Source organism: Chitinophaga sp. CF118, from assembly GCF_900112615.1.
Classification (GTDB): Bacteria; Bacteroidota; Bacteroidia; order Chitinophagales; family Chitinophagaceae; genus Chitinophaga.
Genome location: NZ_FOMK01000006.1, coordinates 98,169 through 121,201 on the forward strand (window position 1 = coordinate 98,169; position 23,033 = coordinate 121,201).

The window sequence follows — 23,033 nt, forward strand, 5'->3', positions numbered from 1 at the left end:
AAATTATTATAAAAATTGAAAAGCCTCATTTAAAAATGGTACAGTATTTCGAATTTAATGAAGATGCTTCTTCCAAATTCTGGGAGATAACCCTGGATAATAATATTGTAAAGACCCGTTACGGAAAAATTGGAACGGATGGTAAATCTACAGAGAAAGAATTTGCTGATGCAGCGGCAGCCAGTAAAGAATATGATAAACTGGTAAAGGAAAAGACCAAAAAAGGATATCAGGAAGTTAAGCAGGGGGGCACACCATCTGCTGAAACGCCCAAGGTACTTACCATGAAAGAGGCAAAGAAACAATTCGACCTGAGTGGTTACGATCCTATGGGAGATATTGGTTATGATGCTGTATTAGTCTTTGAAGGAGATACACATGTAGATAGTGATCTGCAGGAGTGGGCAAAGAAAATTTCAACAACCCTGGGAGATAAGACCAAGGGTATGAATCTGTTCCTGATAAACGGAAACCTGACCGTAAAAGGGGACGTAGATATAACCAGTCACCTGCTTGTATTAGGCAATGTTACATGCGATGTGCTGATGAGTTACGATGAGTGTATACACATCACCGGTGATGCGAACATTAAATATGCATTTGATGGAAACTATAATGATGGCAGTATCACTATTGAGGGAACAACCTATGTACCATATGTACTCAACTCGGATCATAGCTCATCTATCACTCCCGAAGGAGCAATCCTGATTAATTATTTTGGAGATTATAATGACTTCTTCGATTATGATTATACGGAGCAGGATTTTGAAAGAATCATGGTGCCGGAAGTATTTGATGAGAAGATGCGTTTTAAGCAGCATAAATTTATCGAATTACTGAAAGAAGGAAAATCACCTTTACAGGAGGATGCACGCCCTGCACGTCAAATCCTTGAGGAGGAGATGGAACAGTTGGCAAGTGAAGATAGTGGAGGAATTGAGGAAGTGAATATGACTGATAAACGGCTGAATAAATTTCCAATATCAGTGACAGAGATTACTTCTCTCAAAAGGTTGGTCCTGAATGATAATCCCATTAAAACTATTCCTGCTGAAATAGAGAAGCTGGTGAAGCTGGAAGAATTGCAGCTGGAATCGTGCTACCTGGAATCACTGGATTTTAAAATAGAGAAGCTGGAAAAACTGAAAGTACTGAACCTTTCCAGTAATTACGATTTACCTGTACCGGAAGGGATAGGTAAACTTTCATCACTGAGAACACTGAATATTGAGCGTAACGGATTTAAATGGCTGGAATCAATTGGTAGCTTGAAGAAACTGGAAGAACTGGATTGCTCTTATTGTACAGAAGCTGCTCCTGTTGAATTTCCGGAGGTTATTACACAATTGACCGGGCTTAAAAAATTGTTTATTAGACGTAATTCTGTAAGAACAATTCCGGAAAGTATACTACATCTTGAGAATCTGGAAGAGTTAGACCTGGATTCCAGTTTGTGTTACCTGAATGAATTGCCTGATTTGTCAAAGTTGAAAAAGCTGAAAATTCTGAATGCAGACGGTATGGGTTCTTATACTATACGCCCCAAGCAGAGTTTGTTGCAATCATTCTTTAACATTACAAGTCTGGAAGAATTATATATTGACAGGCATGGAAAAGAGGAAGCGGCATTTATCAAAAAAGATCAATTTGCTGAGATAGAGCAGAACCTGGCACATGATCCTGAAAGATTCAAAGCATTTGCAGATGCAGTCAGCACCATTGTTCCCAACAGTATATATGGTGATGGTCGTAAAGGAACTATCAGACATGAATTAACAGCTGCACACCTGGAAGGCATCTCAAAGCTGAAGAATCTGAAAGTATTAGACCTTTCATTTAATGGTCTGATTAATCTTCCGGAAGAAATCTTCACAATGAAGAATCTGCAGTTCTTAGATCTGCGTTATAACCGTTTGTCTACAGCAGAGCGTTTAAAGATCAGCAAGAATCTGCCGGGATGTACGATTGATTTCCGTGATAACCGTCCTGAAAGTGATTCTGCCGATACGGAAGAAGTAAAGCAGTGGCAGATGATGAACGCGCTTATGATAAGAGCAAATACTTTCATGGTGGCAAAAGACGATGAAAAGAGATTGCGTAGTTCATTGGTGGCATATGATCAGGTGCTGGACCTCTTCCGTTCCGGTCAGGTGGTAGATGAGTATAATCTGTTGTATGCGAATTATGGTAAGGTCTGTGCATATAATTACCTGCTTTCAAATCATGCCGCTACTTTTTCTCCTGCTGAATTACTTGAAGGCAGACTTGCAGCTATTGATCTGGGATTGAAAACCCTGGATCTGATTCCTGCTGTGATCTGGCACTTTACAAATCTGGGTGCTTTCCATAAAGAAGTGACCCGCATTACTGCCAATATGGTGGCGTGGCAGATGTATGAGATCTATGATAAAACCGAAGATCTGGAAAAGGCATTGGGTATAATTGCCAAAGGAGTGGAATTCATATCAGATGAAGATCATTACTTTGTTTATGATACACAGGTAAGGATCTTACTGAAACTTGGAAGAACAGAAGAAGCCTGGCAGATTGTAAAAAGAACGTTAACACTGTTACCAGATTTTGCTGACTTTCAGGATCTCAAGAAAAATGAAGCTTATAAGAAATGGAAGAAAAAGAATAAGTAAAACCAATGCCGTTTAGTTAAGGAACTTAGCTAAACGGCATTGTAAATAAATCTATAACGTTCCTATATATTCATCGAGATCAACATCTTTACCCAGCCCCAGTTTTAATTTGATGCGGTAACGAGCCATCAGGATACTTTTGGGAGCAATACCTAAGCGCTGGGCGATCTCTTTATTGGTTAATCCGATGGATATATAGGAACAATGTTTCAGATCTAACCTGGACAATGTATTGGCTGATTTTTCCTTCAGCTTCTCAAAAAACTCCGGGTTGATATTGTCAAAGTCTGCCTTATAAGTACTTAAAGTATCATCTATTCTCTTATTCTGGTCAATGATCTGATTGATCTGCTTCAGTACAGCATCGCCACTTTTATTAGATTCAATCTTCTTTTGAACTGCCTGCAGCAGTTCATCTTTCTGTTCCACCTGCAAGCTACCCGCTAGTAAATCTCTCTGTAAACGATCCTGTCGTTCCTGTAATAATTGTTGTTCTGCCATTAAACGCATAGCTTCTTCTTCCTTTAAGCGTGCATGTAATTCAGCATCTTCCTTCTCTTTTGCCAGCAGCAGCTGCTGATGGCGGGTGGCTTTTAACCGGAAGTGATAAGACCAGAAAAGGAGTAATAATGCTATAATGGCCACTATGGTCAGGAATATGTAGAGATAGTTAAGTTTCTTGTTCAGGGCAGCCGTTTGTCTGAGTGATTTCAGCGCCGCTTCATTCTTTTCAGATTGATATTGTGCCTCCAGGCGTCTGGATATAGACAGTTTTTCGGCATCAAATACTTCCTGGGATGTTTTGTAATATTCTTTATAATATCTAAGTGCTTCTACATAATCTCCTTTTTTCTCAGATACGTTAGATAAGCCTTGCATGAAAGCTGCCATCGTTCGCGTATAACTGGCACTGTCAGAAAGAAGTACACTTAACCCTGTAGCTAATAAAGCTTCGGCTCGCTGATAATTGCCTGCTGCCATTTCATAGGCACTCATCACACCATAACAGCTTCCAATCACGGCAATCTGCCTGGTTTCCTGTCCTATTTTCAGTGCAATGTCGAGATAGTGAACAACGCTGTCTTTATAACTGGCCGGAAAATATTCCTGATACAGATCGGCGATATTTAATGCTACAACTGCCATGATGTTATTGAAAATGAGCCGGTGCTGTTGTGCAAAATAGATGCTGATAACGTTATGGTTATAAAAGAGGGCCGAATCCAGAAGTGTCCTGTTTTCCTTGTCTTGCTTATAACGGTAATGATAGTATGTGGCCATGGCCTGTTGACCATGAGCCATGTTATCAAAATTCCCGCTTTTCTCTGCCGTCTGCACACATAATTCCGCATATTTCCTTTCAGCAGGCAGATCTTCCCATTTGGCATAGGTCCCTGCTATGTTATAGTAAACAAAGGATTCATAATCATAGGCTCCCGTTCCTTCCAGGTATTTCAATGCTTCTAAACAGCTTTTGATAGACTCTCTGGGGTTTTCCTGGGTGTCCTCCAGGAAGGCTTTTCTATACCATGCAATACCTTTTATACGCCTGTTGGTGGTTTTATCGGCATACAACATTGCACTGTCTGATGCTGCCTGGGCTTTCGGTAAATCACGCTGCTGATAATACAGTAGCACCAGGGTACTATAGATAAATGTCCTGTATTGGGGGTCGGGTAAAGTCTTGCTCAATTGTAAAGCTTGTTGACCAATTTTCAGGGCTTTATTTATTTCCGTGAGCGATTTGGCTCTTGCCAGCATCCCCATGGTCATCACACGATTTTCAACAGGCAAGTCCTTTTGTGATAATACACTACTCAGAGAGTCGGCAATTATCTGCGCTTGAGTAACTACAGACAGTATACATAATAAAAGGGTGAAAACGCTTATTCGATTGATTTTCTGACTCATGTGGCAAATGGATTGGCTGCAAATTTACAATCGTAGGGTATTTGTAGTGAGCATTTTAGGAGCATGTAGAGCATTTGTAGTAGTCCATTATTCAAATTATAGCGTTTCAGGGCCTATTTTTGATTATATATTAAATATACAATTATATATATACCAAACGAAATTCTGTAGATAAGTTATTGAGGGGGGACATTTTCATCAGCAAGATGACCTGACTGAGGCAAAACATATATATAATGGTGTGGTTTAGCAATAAAATCCGGATGAAGACATTTGAATATGGAAAGATATAAACACCTCAAAGGCGAGTTTTCCGGTTGTGCGATACGCGGGCGTAATAATGTTGCGTTCTTTGGTCAGCAGTGGACAAATGATGATCCCCTGGAAATATGCCCTACTGGAACCTGAAATCTGATACCCAAAAGAATTAATCCATAAATATTAAAGACCTAAAGTAAATGATACAGTACTTCGAACTGAAAGACGATACTTCTTCCAAATTCTGGGAAATAACCCTGGAGAATAACATTGTAAAAACCCGTTACGGGAAAATAGGGACAGATGGCAAATCAACAGAAAAAGAATTTAGTGATGCTGCCACAGCCCAAAAAGAATACGATAAACTGGTAAAGGAAAAAACAAAAAAAGGGTACACTGAAGTTGCTCCGCTGGTATATCCTCCGTATACACTGATCACTGAGAAAGAAGCTAAGAAACGCTTTAAGTTTTCCAAATACATTGATGGTGGCTATGGAAACGAATGCAATTACATATTGCTGGAAGGGGAGGTTGTCCTGGACGGGGATCTGGATATGGACCAATTCTGCTCGCCGCTGGATACCTATGGGATTATTGTTGATGGTAACCTGACCGTAAACGGGGGGATTATTCAAACAGAGATGGATTCAGGTCCGGCATTCTTTGTAACCGGAAATGTAAAGGCTAAAAACCTTTGTAAAGGAGGTAGTGAATTTTATATTAAAGGAGACCTTATTGTTGAACAAACGATTTATGGTTACTATAATCATGGTCGTCTGACAGTAGATGGTAACACAGAAGCCATAACGATTTTTGCAGAGGATCATCATTTTGTGTTTAAAGGAGATGTACAGGGACTGATCATAGATACCGGTGAAGTAGAAGGTGCAGAAGCGGATTTTGGAACAACAGAACCTTTGCTGGATGAACTGATTAATAATGAAGATTACAGTAACGGTGATATTGTAATTGATTATATCATTGAAGGTAAGCATATTATTAAGGATAAATACCTTCCCGCTGTATCAGAAGCGATTGTTAACAAAACATCTGCTATCGCCAAACTGATTACGGAAGACGAAGCAAAGGAGAAATTTGACCTGAGCCTGTATGATTCCTTTGATGATATGGGTTTTCAGAAAGTAATTTTCCTGGATGGGGATGTTTATGTTGATGGAGATATGGACAATGCCTGGTCAGTAAATATACTGAAAACGCTGGGTAAAGACGGTGATACATCAGATACATTAATTCTGATCAATGGTAATCTGACGGTGGTAGGTACCATGGAAATAGCAGCTTCAGATGATAGTTATCCTTTTCTACTGGTACTGGGTAACGTTAAATGTGATGTCTTACATAGTTATGACGAATTCATTTATATAACCGGTGATGCAGATATTAAATATGCATTCAACGGTAATTATAATCATGGCCAGATCCAGGTAGAAGGTAAAACAAGAGTACCTTATCTCCTCAATTCAGATCATAGTTCTGTACTGAAACCTGAAGGTGCCACTGTTATTAATTATTATGGAGATTACGAAGACTTTTTCGAGTATGATTATACCGAAAAAGATTTTGAAGAGGTGATGGTATCCGCTGTTTACAATGACAAAGGAAAATTCTCTGTACGGCAATTTATAGAATTGGTAAAAGCAGGGAAATCTCCGCTGAAAAAAGGAGCACGCCCGGCCCGTCTGATATTGGAAGAACAATTAGCACAATTGGGAACTAACAATGACGAGATTGTAGAACTGGATCTTACGGGTAAAAAGCTGAAACAATTTCCCCGTACCCTGTTAAAACTACCTAAGCTTAAAACGTTAACCCTGAATGACAATCCTATTGAAAGTGTACCTTCTGATATTTATGATTTAATCGAACTGGAAGAATTACATTTAGAGAAATGCGGGTTGACGAGATTACCTGGTGAAATAAGTGATCTCAAAAAACTCCGTTTATTAAATGTATCCCGCAACTGGGAACTGAAATTACCGAAGAGTATCAATGATATACCTTCATTGAGAGCACTGAATATATCTGATAATACAGGTTTCGGCTTCCCTGCATCTGTCGAAGGTTTGAATGAGCTGGAAGAACTGAATTGTGCTGACTGTTCAGGCCCTGCTCCGATTGATTTTCCGGTTGAAATTACACAGCTGACAGGACTTAAAAGATTGTTCATGGGTACGGTTTCTATTAAAACTATTCCGGACAGCTTTCTGCAGCTTGAAAAACTGGAAGAGCTTGATCTGGATGCCAGCTTATGTTATCTCAACGAATTGCCGGATTTGTCTAAGTTGAAGAACCTGAGAATCCTGCATGGAGATGGATTGATTTCTAATACTACACGTCCCTGCCCTAAACAGAGCATCATAAAATCATTCTTTACAATTACCAGTCTGGAAGAATTATATATCGATAGGCATGGAGAACGTAAAGAAGCGTTTATCAAAAAGGATCAGTTTGAAGAGATCAGGAATAACCTTGCACATGATCCTGAAAGATTTAAAGCTTTCGAAGCATCTGTCAGTGAGTTGGTTCCTAACAGTATCTATGGTGATGGCCGTAAAGGTATTGTAAGAGAAGCCCTGAAAGCGGAGCATCTGGAAGGTATTTCAAATCTGAAAAATCTGCGGGTACTGGATCTCTCTTTTAATGATCTGGCCAGCTTGCCGGAAGAGATTCATACAATGACACACCTGCAGTTCCTGAACCTTCGTTATAACCGTCTTCCAACTGCTGAACGTTTAAAGTTGAATCGCAGTCTTCCGGGATGTACCATTGATTTTCGTGATAACCGTCCGGAAAATGATGCAGCAGATACAGAAGATGTGAAACAGTGGCAGGCCATGAATACATTGATGAAGGAAGCCAATGTATTGATGAATGCAAAGAATGATGTGGAGAAATTACGTGCATCACTGGGTGTGTATGATCAGGTGCTTGAGTTCTTTAGTTCAGGAAAAGTGGTGGATGAATATAATCTGTTGTATGCGAACTATGGTAAAATGTATGCTTACAACTACCTGAATTCATTTCATAAAGACGCTTATTCGAAAAAAGGATTGCTGGAGTTGAGCCAGACTGCTATTCAGCATGGATTAAAAACACTGGCGCTGATACCATCTATGATCTGGCACTTTACGGATATGGGTGCATTCCATGAAGAAGTAACCCGCATTGTTGCGAATGCAGTAGCATGGCAGATGTATGAGCTCTATGATAAGAAAAAAGATCTCGAAAAGGCATTGGAGATTATTGCAAAGGCGGTCGAATTTGTATCAACAGAACACCATTACTTTATCTACGATACACAGGTGAGAATCTTACTGAAGATGGAACAGAAAGAAGAAGCCTATAGAATAGTAAAGAAAACGTTAGCCATGGCATCGGACTTTGAAGATTTTAAAGACTTTAAAAGTGATGCAGATTACCAGGAATGGTTGGTGAAACAAGCCTGATTCGTATGACAATTTTGCAATCAATTGCTTGTTAACGGTGGGAATTATCTGGCTTATAAAAGAATAACAATGAGTGTTGATATTAGAAAAATAAAATCGTTTAAACAACTGTATGTTGCTACGAATAACATATTAGTTCGTTTTGAAGAAATGGGTAACACAGCTCCTTTGGATGATCAGGCTATTGATCAGGCTATCCGTAACATGGATGAGTTGATAGAGATGTTGCCGCTGGAAGTCCCTGTTTTACCTATTAATCTGAAAGATGCAGAAGATGAACCAGTGGAAACTGATAGCAATAAAGATGTTACAATTTTATATGAAAAGTCAATATTGTTAGCGCTGGAAAACTGGAAGTTTCTGGTCTGGAACCATGTGTTGTTTTTATTTAAAGATCTTGCTGTCAAAACGAAATATGTTCCGCTGATGCTGGCCCAGGCAGAAAGATGTATTACTTATTATGCGGATGGGGCTTATTGGGGGGAATGGGGAAAAGCGAATCTGATAAGGTATACCAACCAGATTGGCTGGTATGCATCAGAAAATGAACAGGATCCTGAAAAACTGGAGAGGGCTTTTCTTATACTGCTAAGAGGGTATAACATTTCTAACTGGTATAATCAGAAGTACATTAAATATACAATGGTCCGCATGTTGATTAAACTCGGCAGGGAAGACGACGCTTATCCGATTGTTACAGAGGCGCTTAAAAGAAATTCTGCAGATGAAGATTTTCAGGGTTTCAAAAATGATGAGCCGTATTTAACCTGGACAAAGGAAGTTACACGGCGGGAAGAAGAAGCGAAGGTACAATTGGAGAAAGCATATCAGAATTTTCTACTGCTGCTAAAAGAAGAACAGGTAAAGATAAAAGACCAGTTCGTATATCCGGATCATCCATTGGTGAAACAGCATGCAGAAATACTTAACCTGATTAAGGAACGAATGGTGGCCATCCGGTTAAAAAGGATGTATAGAAAATCTGGTTGGATAACAGCGGATCATACGGATCAGGATACTTTTATACTTGAGAAGATGAGTATAGAACAGATACAGGAATTTGAAGAGAAGAATGCGATTCATTTACCGGATGAACTGAAAGTATACCTGATGGAAATTGGTACTGGTGGCGGAGGTTATACCTGTTATGGTGGTGATATGGAGATTTACGACACACAATGGGATGAAATAAGAAAGCCTTTTCCTATCACACCCGATAAAATACATCCTATTAATCATCGCTGGAATATTAAGGCCTGGGTTTACAGTGACAGTACAGATTGGAAAAAGATGGGAGTATTTAAGGAAGAGGATGATATGAAGGCATTGTTCGGTTTAGCTCCTGGAACAGCTATTACAGATGGTTGTATGAATCTTGGTAATTCCAGTGCCCAGGACGAACTGTATCTTATTATGAACGGCCCGTTCGAAGGAGAGGTGTGGGTGGATACATTGCAGTATGGTGCAGAGGTGGGTGGATGCTTTGGAGCTGCCACAGCAAAGCAGCTTAAACTATTGGAATACCTGGCTGAAAGTTTGCTGGCAAAATACCAGGGATATACAGAGGCTTCTGATCAGGGAGCATGGATATAATATAAAATAACAATGAAAGTAGAAACTGAACAGGCTTTCCTTCAACTGGTAGCTGCCGAACAGGCAAAGGTGATAGATCAGTTTGACTATCCGGAACACCCGCTTGTTATACGACACGCAGCTGTGCTTAATCTTATTAAGCAACGTATGGTTGCAGTGAAATTAACATCAGAAGTGAAGGATGGATTTGAGTTAGTGAAATGGCCGCTTAAGAAGATAGAAAAGTTTGAATCCGATAAAGGACTTCGTTTACCGGATGAACTGAAGGTCTACCTGATGGAAATAGGAGAGTATGGGAACTCCTATTTTTATCTTAATGGTGTCTCGTTACCAGTCAAAAATAAGGACGTTACAAGGATGAAGAAACCTTTCCCTATAACGCCTGATAAAATGCACCAGATAGGACGGAACTGGAATGAAGGGTGGATCAATCCCGATAATAATGACGGTTGGCTGGAAGTAGGGATCAACCAAACAGAAGAAGAGCCGGGTACATTGATCTGGTATACACAGGAAGAGCTGGATACACTCTTTGGATTACCGCCAGGAGCATCAATGGAGGATGGCTGTATGTTTCTTGCATACGCTACTATTGCTCATGATAAAATCTCTCTTATTATGAATGGGGTATTTGAAGGAGAAGTATGGATAGATACTTTGCAGTATGGAGCTGATGCAGGAGGTTGTTTTAGTCCTGCCTCCAGGGAAAGATTAAAGTTGTTGGCATTTATCGCAGAAAGTCTGCTGGAAAAACAGAAAGGACATGTAGATATGGGTGATCTGAGTGGAAGTGGAATCTGGATGTAATTAACAATTATAAGTTTTGCTTTTTAAATAATACAGTAGTGAGTAAGAACCAGTTCGTATATCCGGATCATCCGCTTGTGAAACAGCATGCAGAAACGCTTAATCTGATTAAGGAAAGGATGATGGCCATCCGGTTACGAAGGATGTATAGAAAATCTCGTTGGATAACAGCAGACCATACAACTGAAAATACTTTTATACTTAAGAAGAAAAGTATAGAAGTACTGCAGGCATTTGAGGAAAAGAACGATGTTCGTTTACCGGATGAACTCAAAGTATACCTGATGGAAGTTGGTGCCGGGGGAGGAGCAGGTTATACCTGTTATGGTGAAGGAATAGAGATCTATCAATGGCAACTGGAATTAATAAAAAAACCTTTTCCGGTAACTCCCGATAAGATCCATCCTATCAATCATCACTGGAATATTAAGGCATGGGTATATCCTGATGATACTAATTGGAAAAAGAGGAAAATATTTAAGGAAGAAGATGATATGAAGGCATTGTTTGGTTTACCTCCGGGAACAGACATTACGGATGGTTGTATACATATCGCTAATTCCCATGATCAGAACGAATTGTTTCTCATTATGAATGGCGCGTTTGAAGGAGAAGTGTGGGTGGACACTTTGCAGTATGGTGCAAAAGCAGGGGGATGCTTTGCAGCTGCCTCTGCAAAGCGGCTTAAGCTACTGGAGTTTATAGCAGAGAGTTTGCTGGCAAATTACCAGGGATATGCAGAGGCTTCTGATCAGGGAGAATGGATATAATGGTTTTTTTTGCGGCTTCTACAAAAGATGGAAACTGCTGGCTAAACAACATAATTACGATGATAATCAGGGTGCCTGGATGTAACTATTAAAAGAATACTATGCCGGATATACGTTATATCTCTTTAGAGGAAGCTGCCCAACTGATTCAGCAAGCTCCTGATGGTGATACGAAAATAAATATGCAGCAACATCTTGACGCTTTTGCCGAGTTTGTGGAAGATGGAACATCCCGGATTGCTTTGTATGAAGGCAATACTGTATTGCCTTATCTGGCAGTAAAGGATGACCTGATCATCGTGAATGGCAACCTTACAGTAACAGGCACGCTGGAAGACTGTCTCGAAGTGAACTTGTCTCTGTTGCTGGTATTCGGAAATGTAACAACTCAACACCTGTTTACATTCTCACAAATCTGTATAACTGGTGATCTGACTGTTAAAGATATCCTTGTTGCTGATTCTATCTGTATATCCAGTCTGGATGTTCAGGGAGATGTGCGTGCACGAATGATCTTTGAAGACGGGCATTGGTTTGATATTAAAGGCACAATAACTGCTGATAATATATATGCCTCACATTCTAAAAAGCCACGTGGTGTATTACAGTCTAATCTGGAGGATGAGGATCTTCCGGATGAACTGAAAGAAAAGGGAAAATTAGACCTGAGCAATTTGATGCAGGCTTTGATGAATAACAATGCTGATTTCCTGAAAGTATGAGTGAAAATATAAAAACCATCCGGCGCCTGTATACCGCTACGCGTAAAATGATGCTTCACTTTGAAGCAAGTGCTGAAAAAGGGATATTTGAGGAACAAAATACAACGCAGGCTATTATCAATATAAATGAGATGATAGCATTACTGCCTTCGAAATATCCGACAACATCTCCCAAATACCCTGATAACACTTTTATTGCTATTAATCAGGATGATGGCGAGGATGAGCCAAAGGAACAGCAACAGGGGTTTCCTGCAGGTACAATGCTCTTGTTTAAGTATAACGCACAAACAATACTGGAAGACTGGAAATTTCTCATATGGTCACGTATCATCTTCTTTTTTAAAGCCGCACATGAAAAATATATTCCGCTTGTCCTTGCGCAGGCAGATATATGTCTGGCCTTCTTTGCTGAACAATACTTTTTACGGGAATGGGAAAAAGGGATGATCGTTTTTTATTGCAACCAGATTGGCTGGGCGGCTCTTGAATATGAAAAGGATCCGCACAAACTGGGCATTGCTTTAGATAAAATGAAAAGAGGGGTTGACTACGCTGACTGGCAGGACCGCAAATACATTAAAGAAACCTGGGTGCGCCTCTTACTAAAAGCAGGCCGAAAGGATGAAGCCTACGAGGTAGTGTCTGAAGTTTTACAAAAGAATCAGGATGACCCTGATTTCGCTGATTTGAAAGCAGATGTGCAGTATGTGGATTGGGTGAAGAATAAAGCACTGAAGGAAAAGAATGCCAAACAGGAAAAAAAGAAGGCCTATAAATCCTTTCTCCGTTTTGTAGCAGAAGAGCAGGCGAAAGTAACAGGCCAGTTTGAAAATCCGGAACATCCGCTTGTAATAAAGCATGCGGCAGTGCTGAACCTTATTAAGCAACGGATGGTTTCGGTGAAACTACATCTGCAGTATAGTGGTTCCGGATGGGAAACAGCGAATGAAGAAACGGATGATGATACATTTGTTCTGCACAAACTAAGCCTGAAAGAGCTGGAACAGTTTGAGAAAATAAATAAACTTCCATTACCGGAAGAACTGAAAGTATACCTGATGGAAATAGGTGAGGGTGGTGAAGGATACTTTTGTTATGGAGGTGTTAATCTACCCGCGAAAGCGAAGATAAAAAAAGTCAAAAAACCTTTCCCGGTTACACCAGATAAAATTCATCCTATCAAACATTACTGGAAGATTAATGCCTGGATCGATCCGTCTGACAAAGACGAGTGGGTAGAAGAAAAGGTATTTAAGAAAAAGGATGATCTGGAAGCGCTGTTTGGTTTGCCGGGCGAGGCTGATACAAAAGATGGTTGTCTGTATCTGGGGCCATCCTTTGGTCAGGATGAACTGTATCTTATTATGAACGGGGCATTTGAAGGGGAAGTATGGGTAGATACCTTATCATCTGGTCCTGAAGTGGGTGGTTGTTTGGGTGCTGCTTCACAGGAGCGGCTTACATTTTTACCATTTATTGCAGAAAGTTTACTGGCAAACCAGCAGGGGTATGTGGATGCTTCTGATAAGGGAGCCTGGATCTAATCAATATTTATGAGCCAGTATACATTTTATAAAGAGGGGCCAATAAATGTGCTCAGGGAATTACGCCTGGGAGCAACAGATGATAAACATCATGAAAGGGTGATGGATAACTGGTTGCCTGGCCTTGGATTATATGGTACTCAGGCGCACCTGGCTAAACCGGCTCGACATAAGTGAGAACCGCATTTAAAATCAAAAATATAAATGAATAATTCAGAAAGAATCCTGGCATTTAAACGTTTATATGTTGCCGCGGATAAGTTAATGAGAAATGTCCAGGAAAGCATATCAAAAGGAACATTAGATGAAGCTGATATAGATCAGACTATAACTTACCTGGATGACATGCTGGCGCTGTTGCCAATCAGCCCAACCGGGGTATTGCATTATTCGGATGAACCTGTGTTGCTAGTCAACCTCAAAGACCCTGAAGATGAACCGAAGGAAATAAAGATAACGGAAAATGGAATGACAAAATATGTTATTTCGGAAGATGTCATGGCATTAAAAGAGTCAGGCATACTGTTTATTTTGGAAGACTGGAAGTTTATACTTTTTAATATTGTTACAGTACAAGCTCCGGAAGAAAGCAGCAGACAAAAATACAAACCCCTCATGCTCGCCCAGGCAGAGAAATGTCTTGGGTTTTTTACTAATAAGAACCAATTATATTTCCATGAAATAGACAAGGTTGTGCTATACGCGAATCAGATAGGTTGGTGTGCTTTTGAAGATGAAGAAGATCCTGTTAAACTGAGGAAGGCTTTGGCTATACTGGAAGATGGTGCTAAACGTTCCAACTGGTATGACCAGAAATACATCAAAGATACTTATGTACGATTACTGTTGAAACTCGGTAAGGGGGAAGAAGCTTATCCTATTGTAGCCGAAGCGTTTGTAATAGATCCCGAATATCCTGATTTCCAGGATCTGAAAAATGATGAACAGTATATCCGCTGGGGAGAAGGAGATGCAAAACGGAAAAAGGCAGAAGCAAAACGTAAAGAAGAAGAAGAGATGGTTTTTCTTAAAAGTGTAAGTGATGAACAGGAGAAAGTAAAAAATCAGTTCATGAACCCTGATCATATACTTGTGCAACAGCATACTGCTATACTTAACGTAATCAAACAACGTATGGTGGCCCGCCGGATGCTCTTGTTGAATGACGCAGAACCAGATGAAATTGATGATTATATGGAGGACTTTAAGCGTTACCCTTATTCTGTACAGGAGCTTGAAGCATTTGAAACAAAGCATGGATTACAATTACCCGATGAATATAAAGTATATCTCATGGAGATCGGCAGTGGTGGTGTCGCCTATTTCTGGCAAGACGGTATTGGAGGTATTGATGAGATTAACAATAAGAAAATTAAACAGATGAAAAATGCTTTCCCGGTAACAGCTGATAAAATTCATGATGTGGATAATTTCTATGGTGTTAAAGCCTGGATATACCCGGATGATGAAGAATGGATAGAGGAAGGTATTCTCCCGGAAGGAACTGACATGGAAACACTTTTTGGTTTACCGGATAAAGCTGATATAACCGATGGCTGCATGTTCCTGGCTAACTCAGGTGCACAGAATGCACTATTCATGATCATGAACGGTGAATTTAAAGGTGAAATATGGTCAGACAGATTGCAGTATGGCGCTGATGTAAGAGGTTGTTTTGGCCCGGCTTCGACTAAACGATTGAAGCTATTGGAATATATAGCTGAGAGTCTGTACTCTAAAGAAAAGGGGGCTAAAAATGCTGATGAAGGAGATTGGATGTAACGAATTCTTTACAGATATTGTTGCGTTCTTAAAATCAAAATTGTAATATTAAATAAACTATGAAATCACCTACGCCAAAATTACTGACCAAAGAAGAGATTAATCAACGTTTTGATCTGCGTAAATACGATTCAATAAATCACCTTGATCATGAGCGGATCATTCTCTTTGATGGTGATACAACCATTACTGAAAACCTCGATTCAGACTGGGCAGTGGAAGTGCTGCGGGAATTAAACGAAAATACTTCCTTGTATTCCGTATTGATTATGATTAACGGTAATTTAACAGTGGAAGGAGATATTAACATTGCTGACTATCACCCGCTGCTGCTCGTATTGGGCAGTGTCCATTGTGATGTGTTAAAAAGCGGGGACGATACTATTTACGTTACTGGTGATGCGCATGTCAAATATGCTTTCTATGGTCATTATAACGATGGTAGTATTACTGTTGAAGGAACCACCTATGTGCCGTATGTATTGAACGAAGATCACTCATCTTCCATCACACCGGAAGGAGCTACACTTATCAATCTGTACAGTGATCAGAATGATTTTTTCGAGTATGATTATACACGTAACGTTCTTTCTGATATTGTTATCCCTGCTGCTTTGGATAAAAATGAAGAGGTGGATGTATGGAAGTTTATTGATATTGTTAAATCGGGTCAGTCACCTTTTAAAGAAGGTGTAAAACCTACCAGGTTAGTACATGAAGAAGAACTTGCCAGGTATACATCCGGCAGTATTGAAGAAGTACTGGAACTGGATTGGTCAGACAAGAAGTTAAACGTGTTTCCGGAGTCCATTGCCAAATTGAAGCAGCTTAAAAAACTCAACCTGTCAAAAAATGACATTAGTGAAATTCCTGCCAGCATTGGAGAGCTTGAAAACCTGGAAGAGCTTTATATGCAGAATTGTGGTGTGAAAACCATTTCCGAAGCTGTGGGCAAACTTAAAAAACTACGCATATGGGATCTGAACGGAAACTACCATCTGAACTCCCTGCCAGATGCTATTGGTGACCTAAGTGATTTGCAAACGCTGAAGATTGACTACATACCGGTAGCTCTTCCTGGAAGTTTAGCCCGTCTGGAAAAACTGGAAGAAATCAGTATGTATAAGTGCTATACAGATACCAATAATCCCGCTCCATTTCCTGAAGTGTTAACAAGGTTGAAGAATCTGAAGAGGTTTGATTTTCGCGCAAATCACATTAAAGAGATGCCAGAAAGCATACTTAATATTCAAACGCTGGAGGATTTCATATGGACAGACGGAAGTACGATCTCTTCTAATTTCCCTGATTTTGCACACTTTAAGAATCTTAGGAAATTAGTGATCAGTAAGAAATTTAATAGCTGGAAAGTGAGGGTATTTAATATTCACTCTTTAGAGCATCTGGTAATTAATCAGAACAAAGAGGTTAAGGAGTATTTTGATCAGGAGACGCTTGATATCTGGGCAGAGCTTTCTCTTGAAAATGACGAAAAATTTAAGCAGCGCCTTCAGTGGATTATAGAAAATAAACAACTGGAAACCGATGGACGGTTTTCATGCGTTACTATTCCTGGTATGAAACCTGAAGAACTACAGGATATTTATAAATTACAGCAATTGAAGCACCTCGATCTGTCATCCAATGATTTATCACACCTGCCGGATACATTTTTTCAACTTAAAAACCTGAAACATCTGGATTTGGGAGGCAATCAATTTCCGGAGGATGTACAGGCGAAGATCACTCAGGCATTCCCGGATACCCGGATAATTTGGATGAGTGAAATAGAAAGAAGAATGCAGGAATTACGTAATACTATTACTGAAGAATAAAATGGAGAAAATAATCGATATTATCCGCCGTCTGGAACCGGAAATCAACAACCAGGGTATCCTTATTGAATTTACAGATCCTATAGAAATGCAGGAAGTAAGGGACTTTGAAGCAGATTTTGGCTTTACATTTCCGGAGGACTATACCGAATTCATTACCACACATGGATTAATGGGTTTTAAGATTTTAAAATCAGATAAGCAAATGTGTGACATGTATGATCCGGTAATTATTGCTGAAGAACTGGAGGATGTGCGTGACCTTGAAGGCGAATGGAGTGGACAAATATTTATATTTCAGAAATTTTCCTCCCCTGATAGCTTCGACTTTTATGCTTTTCGAAGAACCGGGACAGTAATAGATGTAGTTTCCTATTTAGATGATGGAGGAGTCAGTTTTATTGCCGCAACGTTTACTGAGCATATTGAGTTACTGCTAAAGAGTATGACAGATGGATCGTATCGCAATAAGTACAACAATTATATCCAATATGATAAAGCAGCTTTTGACGCTAAAGAACAGGAAGTTGAATATCGGTATGCCATGCAGCGCACTTTCCAGGAAGCGGGCACCTACCTTAATAACACAAAGGATAAAGTAAGACTTCAGAAAGCACTGGAATTATACGACGAGGTAATTGAATATTTCCGCACAGGAAAAGTAGTAGATGATCATTTTTTATTGAGTGCTAATGAGCTGAAGGTATGGACGTACTCTTATTTGTTAGGCTATTGTCGGCAGGACTTTATAGCAGCAGAGATCTTTGCCTTGCAACAGGCAGTTATTGAGCAATCTCAGCATACCCTTACATTGATCCCGGCTAATTCAAATCATCATTACCATAAGAATGTAATGCGGGTAGTCTGTAACACCTTGGCCTGGTACATGGCAGAGAGTACGGAACAAAAAGAGGTGTTGGAGAATGCACTTGGGATTATACAACAAGGAATAGATCATATTGAAACAGAACAACATTATTTTCTTTATGATACACAGGTAAGGATTTTACTCAGACTTGAGAGAACAGAAGAAGCATATAAAATCGTGCATGACATATTAAACTTGTTACCAGGGTTTGCTGATTTTCAGGACTTTAAAACTGATGAAAGGTATAATGAATGGTTGAAAAAGAATGGGAATGTATAACGTAAGCAGCGCTTTTAAATGGATGATAAAAATATTCCAATGGAGAAAAATATTTTTCCTGAATCACTTCAGCAATATCAAAAGCGTATTGAATCAACAGTTATGCCGTCTGTACTTTTATCATTAAAGGAAGAAAAGACAGAATTGTATCAGAGTAAAATAGGGGGAGAACCTTATTTTCCTTACGATTATCCATCAGATATATTTTATCTTCCTTACCCTAATACTGTAAATCTTTCGCCCTGGCCTAAGCACAGGAAAACAGGAAGGGAACTCATGTTGCTCCTGCAGATCAATTTTGAAGAGATGCCATCCTTACCATCTTTCCCGGAAAAAGGAATATTACAGATCTTTGTGAATCATTATGATTGGCATAACCTGAACGTTGATTTGCAGGTTATTTATCATCCCGAAGTGTTCCATGATAAGGAACTCCTGTTTTCAGATTTTAATGCTCCATTGGAATCATTCAGAGTTAGGGAACATTCCCTTTCCTTTCGAAAAGAAACAGAATTTATCACTCCTTCTGATTTTCGTTTTGAAGAGGTACTGCCGTATGAGACTGTATTTAAAAACAATCATCACGTATGGGTGGATTACTTAAAACTTACCGACCATCGTTATTCCAAACAAGATATAGAATTGGGATATGGAAAGAACAAAATAGGTGGATATCATTATTCCCAGAATTGCCAGGACCCCAGGAGATTGCGCCCAGACTGGCAGGATAGTTTTTTATTAGTTCAGTTTCAGAATTATGAAGACCTGAGTTGGGGAGATGGAGGAAGTGCACAATTTTTTATCAGGAAAGAAGATCTGGAAAATCTTAATTTTCAAGACCTGCTTTTTCATTGGGACTCTACCTGAACCCGGATAATATATTGAGCAGAAATAATTGTCAGAAAAAAACAAAAACCTATGGAACTGAACTACATGCCTCCACCCCATATTGCCGCCGCTGATTTACCGCGCATTCCGGTTACCTATCGTTGGGATAACACGACAGAGGAGGAGATGATGTTCTTTCAGATGAACATCGCGCACCGTATGGCAGAGATGTCCGCCAGGGCTGCATTGGCGTTTTCGCTGGGTGCTTTGGAATGGACGTTATGGCGGCTGCGTCCTGAACTTCCGGGAGATGACGTGTTCCAGTTCCTTGACGCAGCCTGGGCTGGGCTCGTGGATTGGAGCTACCTCAAGTCTTTTGACCTGCCTGAATGGGAGCCGGCCTTTGAACGGCCAGTGGGGGGACCACTCTGGGAGTCGTTCAATGTGCTGCAGATGTCCTTCGTAGAGGCGCGCGACAGCAAGCCGTTTATGCATAATCCGGTGATCATCTCGAAGATTGCATTATACGTGTGTGGACGACCAGATGCTTTCAAGACCTGGCGGCGCTCAATCATCAAGCGTCTGATCACTATGTATCCGATGGACCTTACAGCACCTACTGGTTGTCCGGTACCACGCAACCTGCTCGATCCTGGCTATGTCCCCTCTCCGGAGATGAACAACAAACACATCGCTGATTATCTGGCTGGCCTCAACTGGCAAACCAACCGATTCCTCCATTCGCCTGATGAAATGCTGGAGAATGGCTTTGATGGCGTTCCTTACACCTTTTAACTAATTTTATGAATAGCTATTTTAAAACGCATGAAGAAATCAGCCATCTATTTCAGATCGCCTTTGAGGATTTGAATAGGAATGGATATGATACTGCTGCTGCCTTTTTTAAAGATGCTTTTCGTCATGACCCTTATCGACTGGAAGCTCATTATAAATTAGCTATTTATTTCGCTTCTATAAAAGATGTACATCGTTTTAGGAATCATTTCTTCAGGTGCTGGAATATTGATGTGGCATACAAAGAAAGAATAGCAACCGATGAAGTTGTAGTGAATGCATTGGGTGATGCATCTATTGCAGAAGTTATTGCAGCAAAAGATGAACCGGGTTTATTGATGGAAAAGGATTTTATAGCCATAGATCCGGCAGGATATGACGTCATTTTGAAATTTAGACCCACACATAAAAATGAGATAAAGAGAATTTATCACTCACTGGATTATAAAATTGCCAATTGGTTTATAATTGACCAGTCAGATAGCCTTACTCCTTTTGCGGAGTATCTCAATAGTGAAGAGGATTATGATTTTGATAAGATCGACTATTTCACGTTGTCTTCTAACAGGAAATACATGGAAGGTACACCCGAAGGATTGTTTGCTGCGTTGCAGCAAATAAGTCCTTATATAGAAGATGTACGTTTCCTTACAACATCGGAGTGGGATGAATATATGGAAGAAGTGGTAATTGAAGGGGGAAAGATACATATTTACCTTCATTCGCTGGGACTGGATAGTTATGATGAGCAGTTGAAATGTTTTCAGGGAGTTGTTGATTCGTATCCGGAAGATAGTATGTTATGGAGCTGGTTGTACATACAATGCCAGGATATGGTTGAGGTTGCACTCGCAAATGATTGGCTGGATAAAGCAGCAGAATCTTTGGATAGAGCCTTCGCAGTGTCTAAATCGGATGATCCCAGATTACTTTACCTGAAGGGGAAGTTAGTACTTGGCAGAGGAGATATTAACGCAGCAATCATTTGTTTCAAAGAAGCTGTAGCAAAAAACTATCGTGTATTTGAGATATACAGAGATTTAGGTGAGTTGCTGTTATTTAATACAGATGAGTACAGGGAAAGCGCTGCGCTTTTTTCAGCGGCACTGGAGATCCGTAAGAATATCCCTATTCGACTTAAAAGAGCACTGGCGTATTATAAAACAGGGGAGATAGAAAAAGCAAATATTGATATTGAGTGCTACATCCCCAATATAGAGACATATAATAACTCAATGCTTGTGTATGGAGGGTGGTTGTTTTCAAACGCCGGTTTTAGCATTCCCGCAAATATGTTTTTTGAAGCAGCGCTGGGGAAAAATAGGTTGTTTGAAGAGTATCTGACTGAAAAATTAAATGGATCTGCAACGCCAGATGATCCATTCTATATAAGGCTGCTGACCGAAAATACCCACCTTAAATTACGCGCCTATATTGGATTAATGCTAAATGCAGCATCACCTGCATCTGAACGGAAGTATGAGATGGAAGCGCTGGTGATTGCAGAAAAGGATGCAGAGCTTTTATTCAATATCGGTGTTTGGTTTCGGGATAAAAAGAAAGTAGAGGAGGAGGAGAAATATTATGACCTGTCCATTGCACAGGATCCGCATTTTATCAAATCCCTGAATAATAAAAGTATCATCCGGTTACGGAATGGGGATTATGAAACAGTATTGAAATTAGCGGAACAGATGGAAGCTGCAGATCCGAATTATCCAGGCACCTGTATCACGAAAGGGAATGCGCATTATCACCTGAAAGATTATGAAAATGCACTGATCGCCTATGAAAAACATATTGTACTGATGCCTGCATCAGAACTTGGTTATTTTGGTGTGGGATTTACTTATGTTCATATGAGACAAGATGAAAAGGCGATTCCTTATCTGCTGAAAGCTATTGAAATAGCTCCGGAAGGGGCGCAGGTAAATGAAATATATAGCAACCTGGCATGCTGTTATAACAACACCGGACGGTTAGAAGAAGGGATTGCAGCGGCGGAGACATCAATCGCTATCAACCCCCGTTTTTACCATCCGTATTATATGCTGGCGTGTATTTATGCAAAGCAGGATCATTTGGATGATGCTTTGAAAATGGTGCAACAGGCACTATCACTGGATGCATCCCAGCGGGATTTAATTTTATATGAAACTGATCTTTTGAAGCTGAATCTAAAGGATAGAATATAGGCCAATTATTTCGAAGTAAAAGAACGTATTGAAAAATGAAGCGGAAACAATGCCTTCCCCCGGCAGCGGCACTTTAAATTTAAGTATAAAGCAGAATAAAAAACATGAAACAGACGTGGAAAACAGTAGAAGATAAACTAAAAGAAATGGCTCCAATGGTATATGAAGATTTAAATGAAGGCGCAACACAGGAACAAATTGATGAATTGGAGCGTTTGATAGGTGTAAAATTGCCTATGGATTTTGTTGAATTCTATAAGATTCATAATGGACAAACCCCCATAAAGTTTGATCCGAATATTTCTTTGTTTGATCATACCAAATTAATGTCTATAGAGGAAATAATTGAAGTGTGGACAAGGTGGAAAGAACAAGTTGATGCGGGAGAATTTATTGATGATAAAAATATGCCCTGGAAAACAAATCCAGATACTGGCATTAAAAATGATTGGTGGAATCCATTATGGATACCCTTTTTTGATGATGCGGATTGTAATCATTATTGTATTGATTTAGACCCTGCCAAAGATGGAAACTATGGTCAGGTAATAAAAACATGGCATGATGATAAGGAAAGAAGGGTGGTTACGAAGTCATTTAAAGATTGGTTCATTCAATTTAAAGAAGATTTATTAAATGGAGAATTAGTGAAGGTGGAATTTAGTAGTGAGGGAAACCTGACTTATTTTGGGATTGACTACAAAAAATTATACGATAAATAAGATAAA

General features: G+C 39.8%; 17 protein-coding genes. 16 read left to right on the forward strand and 1 reads right to left on the reverse strand.

Features of this window, described 5'->3' with window-relative positions; genetic code table 11:
• The first annotated feature begins 35 nt into the window (after positions 1–35).
• Positions 36–2,648 (forward strand): leucine-rich repeat domain-containing protein, encoded by a 2,613-nt coding sequence (locus BM176_RS22565; protein WP_090106604.1) that lies wholly within the window; start codon positions 36–38, stop codon positions 2,646–2,648.
• A 51-nt stretch (positions 2,649–2,699) separates the two neighbouring features.
• Here the strand turns inward: BM176_RS22565 and BM176_RS22570 are convergent, their stop codons facing one another.
• A complete protein-coding gene (locus BM176_RS22570) occupies positions 2,700–4,559 on the reverse strand; it encodes a helix-turn-helix transcriptional regulator (RefSeq protein WP_090106605.1) in 1,860 nt (619 codons plus the stop codon).
• A gap of 279 nt (positions 4,560–4,838) precedes the next feature.
• Here BM176_RS22570 and BM176_RS32995 point away from each other — a divergent pair, with 279 nt between their 5' ends.
• The 15 genes from BM176_RS32995 (at position 4,839) to BM176_RS22635 (ending at position 23,027) form a co-directional block, all read left to right on the forward strand.
• Positions 4,839–4,967, forward strand: a complete 129-nt coding sequence (locus BM176_RS32995; protein ID WP_255373576.1) for a hypothetical protein — start codon at positions 4,839–4,841, stop codon at positions 4,965–4,967.
• Positions 4,968–5,017: 50 nt separating this feature from the next.
• A complete protein-coding gene (locus BM176_RS22575; RefSeq protein WP_090106606.1) occupies positions 5,018–8,284 on the forward strand; it encodes a leucine-rich repeat domain-containing protein in 3,267 nt (1,088 codons plus the stop codon).
• 69 nt (positions 8,285–8,353) lie between these two features.
• The gene (locus BM176_RS22580) at positions 8,354–9,877 is read left to right on the forward strand and encodes a hypothetical protein (protein ID WP_090106607.1); all 1,524 of its coding nucleotides are present in this window, start codon (positions 8,354–8,356) and stop codon (positions 9,875–9,877) included.
• 12 nt (positions 9,878–9,889) lie between these two features.
• A complete protein-coding gene (locus BM176_RS22585) occupies positions 9,890–10,684 on the forward strand; it encodes a hypothetical protein (protein WP_090106608.1) in 795 nt (264 codons plus the stop codon).
• A gap of 38 nt (positions 10,685–10,722) precedes the next feature.
• Positions 10,723–11,454 (forward strand): SMI1/KNR4 family protein, encoded by a 732-nt coding sequence (locus BM176_RS22590; RefSeq protein ID WP_090106609.1) that lies wholly within the window; start codon positions 10,723–10,725, stop codon positions 11,452–11,454.
• A 101-nt stretch (positions 11,455–11,555) separates the two neighbouring features.
• The gene (locus tag BM176_RS22595; RefSeq protein WP_090106610.1) at positions 11,556–12,176 is read left to right on the forward strand and encodes a hypothetical protein; all 621 of its coding nucleotides are present in this window, start codon (positions 11,556–11,558) and stop codon (positions 12,174–12,176) included.
• Complete coding sequence (locus BM176_RS22600; RefSeq protein ID WP_090106611.1) at positions 12,173–13,723, forward strand: tetratricopeptide repeat protein; 1,551 nt, start codon at positions 12,173–12,175, stop codon at positions 13,721–13,723. The genes BM176_RS22595 and BM176_RS22600 overlap by 4 nt, the downstream gene beginning before the upstream one ends.
• Before the next feature lie 9 nt (positions 13,724–13,732).
• Complete coding sequence (locus tag BM176_RS32560; RefSeq protein ID WP_177230498.1) at positions 13,733–13,900, forward strand: hypothetical protein; 168 nt, start codon at positions 13,733–13,735, stop codon at positions 13,898–13,900.
• A 27-nt stretch (positions 13,901–13,927) separates the two neighbouring features.
• Positions 13,928–15,505, forward strand: a complete 1,578-nt coding sequence (locus tag BM176_RS22605) for an SMI1/KNR4 family protein (RefSeq protein ID WP_090106612.1) — start codon at positions 13,928–13,930, stop codon at positions 15,503–15,505.
• Positions 15,506–15,564: 59 nt separating this feature from the next.
• On the forward strand, positions 15,565–17,340 hold the full coding sequence (locus BM176_RS22610) for a leucine-rich repeat domain-containing protein (protein WP_090106613.1): 1,776 nt from the start codon (positions 15,565–15,567) through the stop codon (positions 17,338–17,340).
• A 1-nt stretch (position 17,341) separates the two neighbouring features.
• Positions 17,342–18,487, forward strand: a complete 1,146-nt coding sequence (locus tag BM176_RS22615; protein WP_090106614.1) for an SMI1/KNR4 family protein — start codon at positions 17,342–17,344, stop codon at positions 18,485–18,487.
• A gap of 39 nt (positions 18,488–18,526) precedes the next feature.
• The gene (locus BM176_RS22620; protein ID WP_177230499.1) at positions 18,527–19,354 is read left to right on the forward strand and encodes a YwqG family protein; all 828 of its coding nucleotides are present in this window, start codon (positions 18,527–18,529) and stop codon (positions 19,352–19,354) included.
• A gap of 51 nt (positions 19,355–19,405) precedes the next feature.
• Positions 19,406–20,110, forward strand: a complete 705-nt coding sequence (locus BM176_RS22625) for a hypothetical protein (protein WP_090106616.1) — start codon at positions 19,406–19,408, stop codon at positions 20,108–20,110.
• An 8-nt stretch (positions 20,111–20,118) separates the two neighbouring features.
• Positions 20,119–22,305, forward strand: a complete 2,187-nt coding sequence (locus BM176_RS22630; RefSeq protein WP_090106617.1) for a tetratricopeptide repeat protein — start codon at positions 20,119–20,121, stop codon at positions 22,303–22,305.
• Between the two features lie 104 nt (positions 22,306–22,409).
• A complete protein-coding gene (locus tag BM176_RS22635) occupies positions 22,410–23,027 on the forward strand; it encodes an SMI1/KNR4 family protein (protein ID WP_090106618.1) in 618 nt (205 codons plus the stop codon).
• The last annotated feature ends 6 nt before the right edge of the window (positions 23,028–23,033 follow it).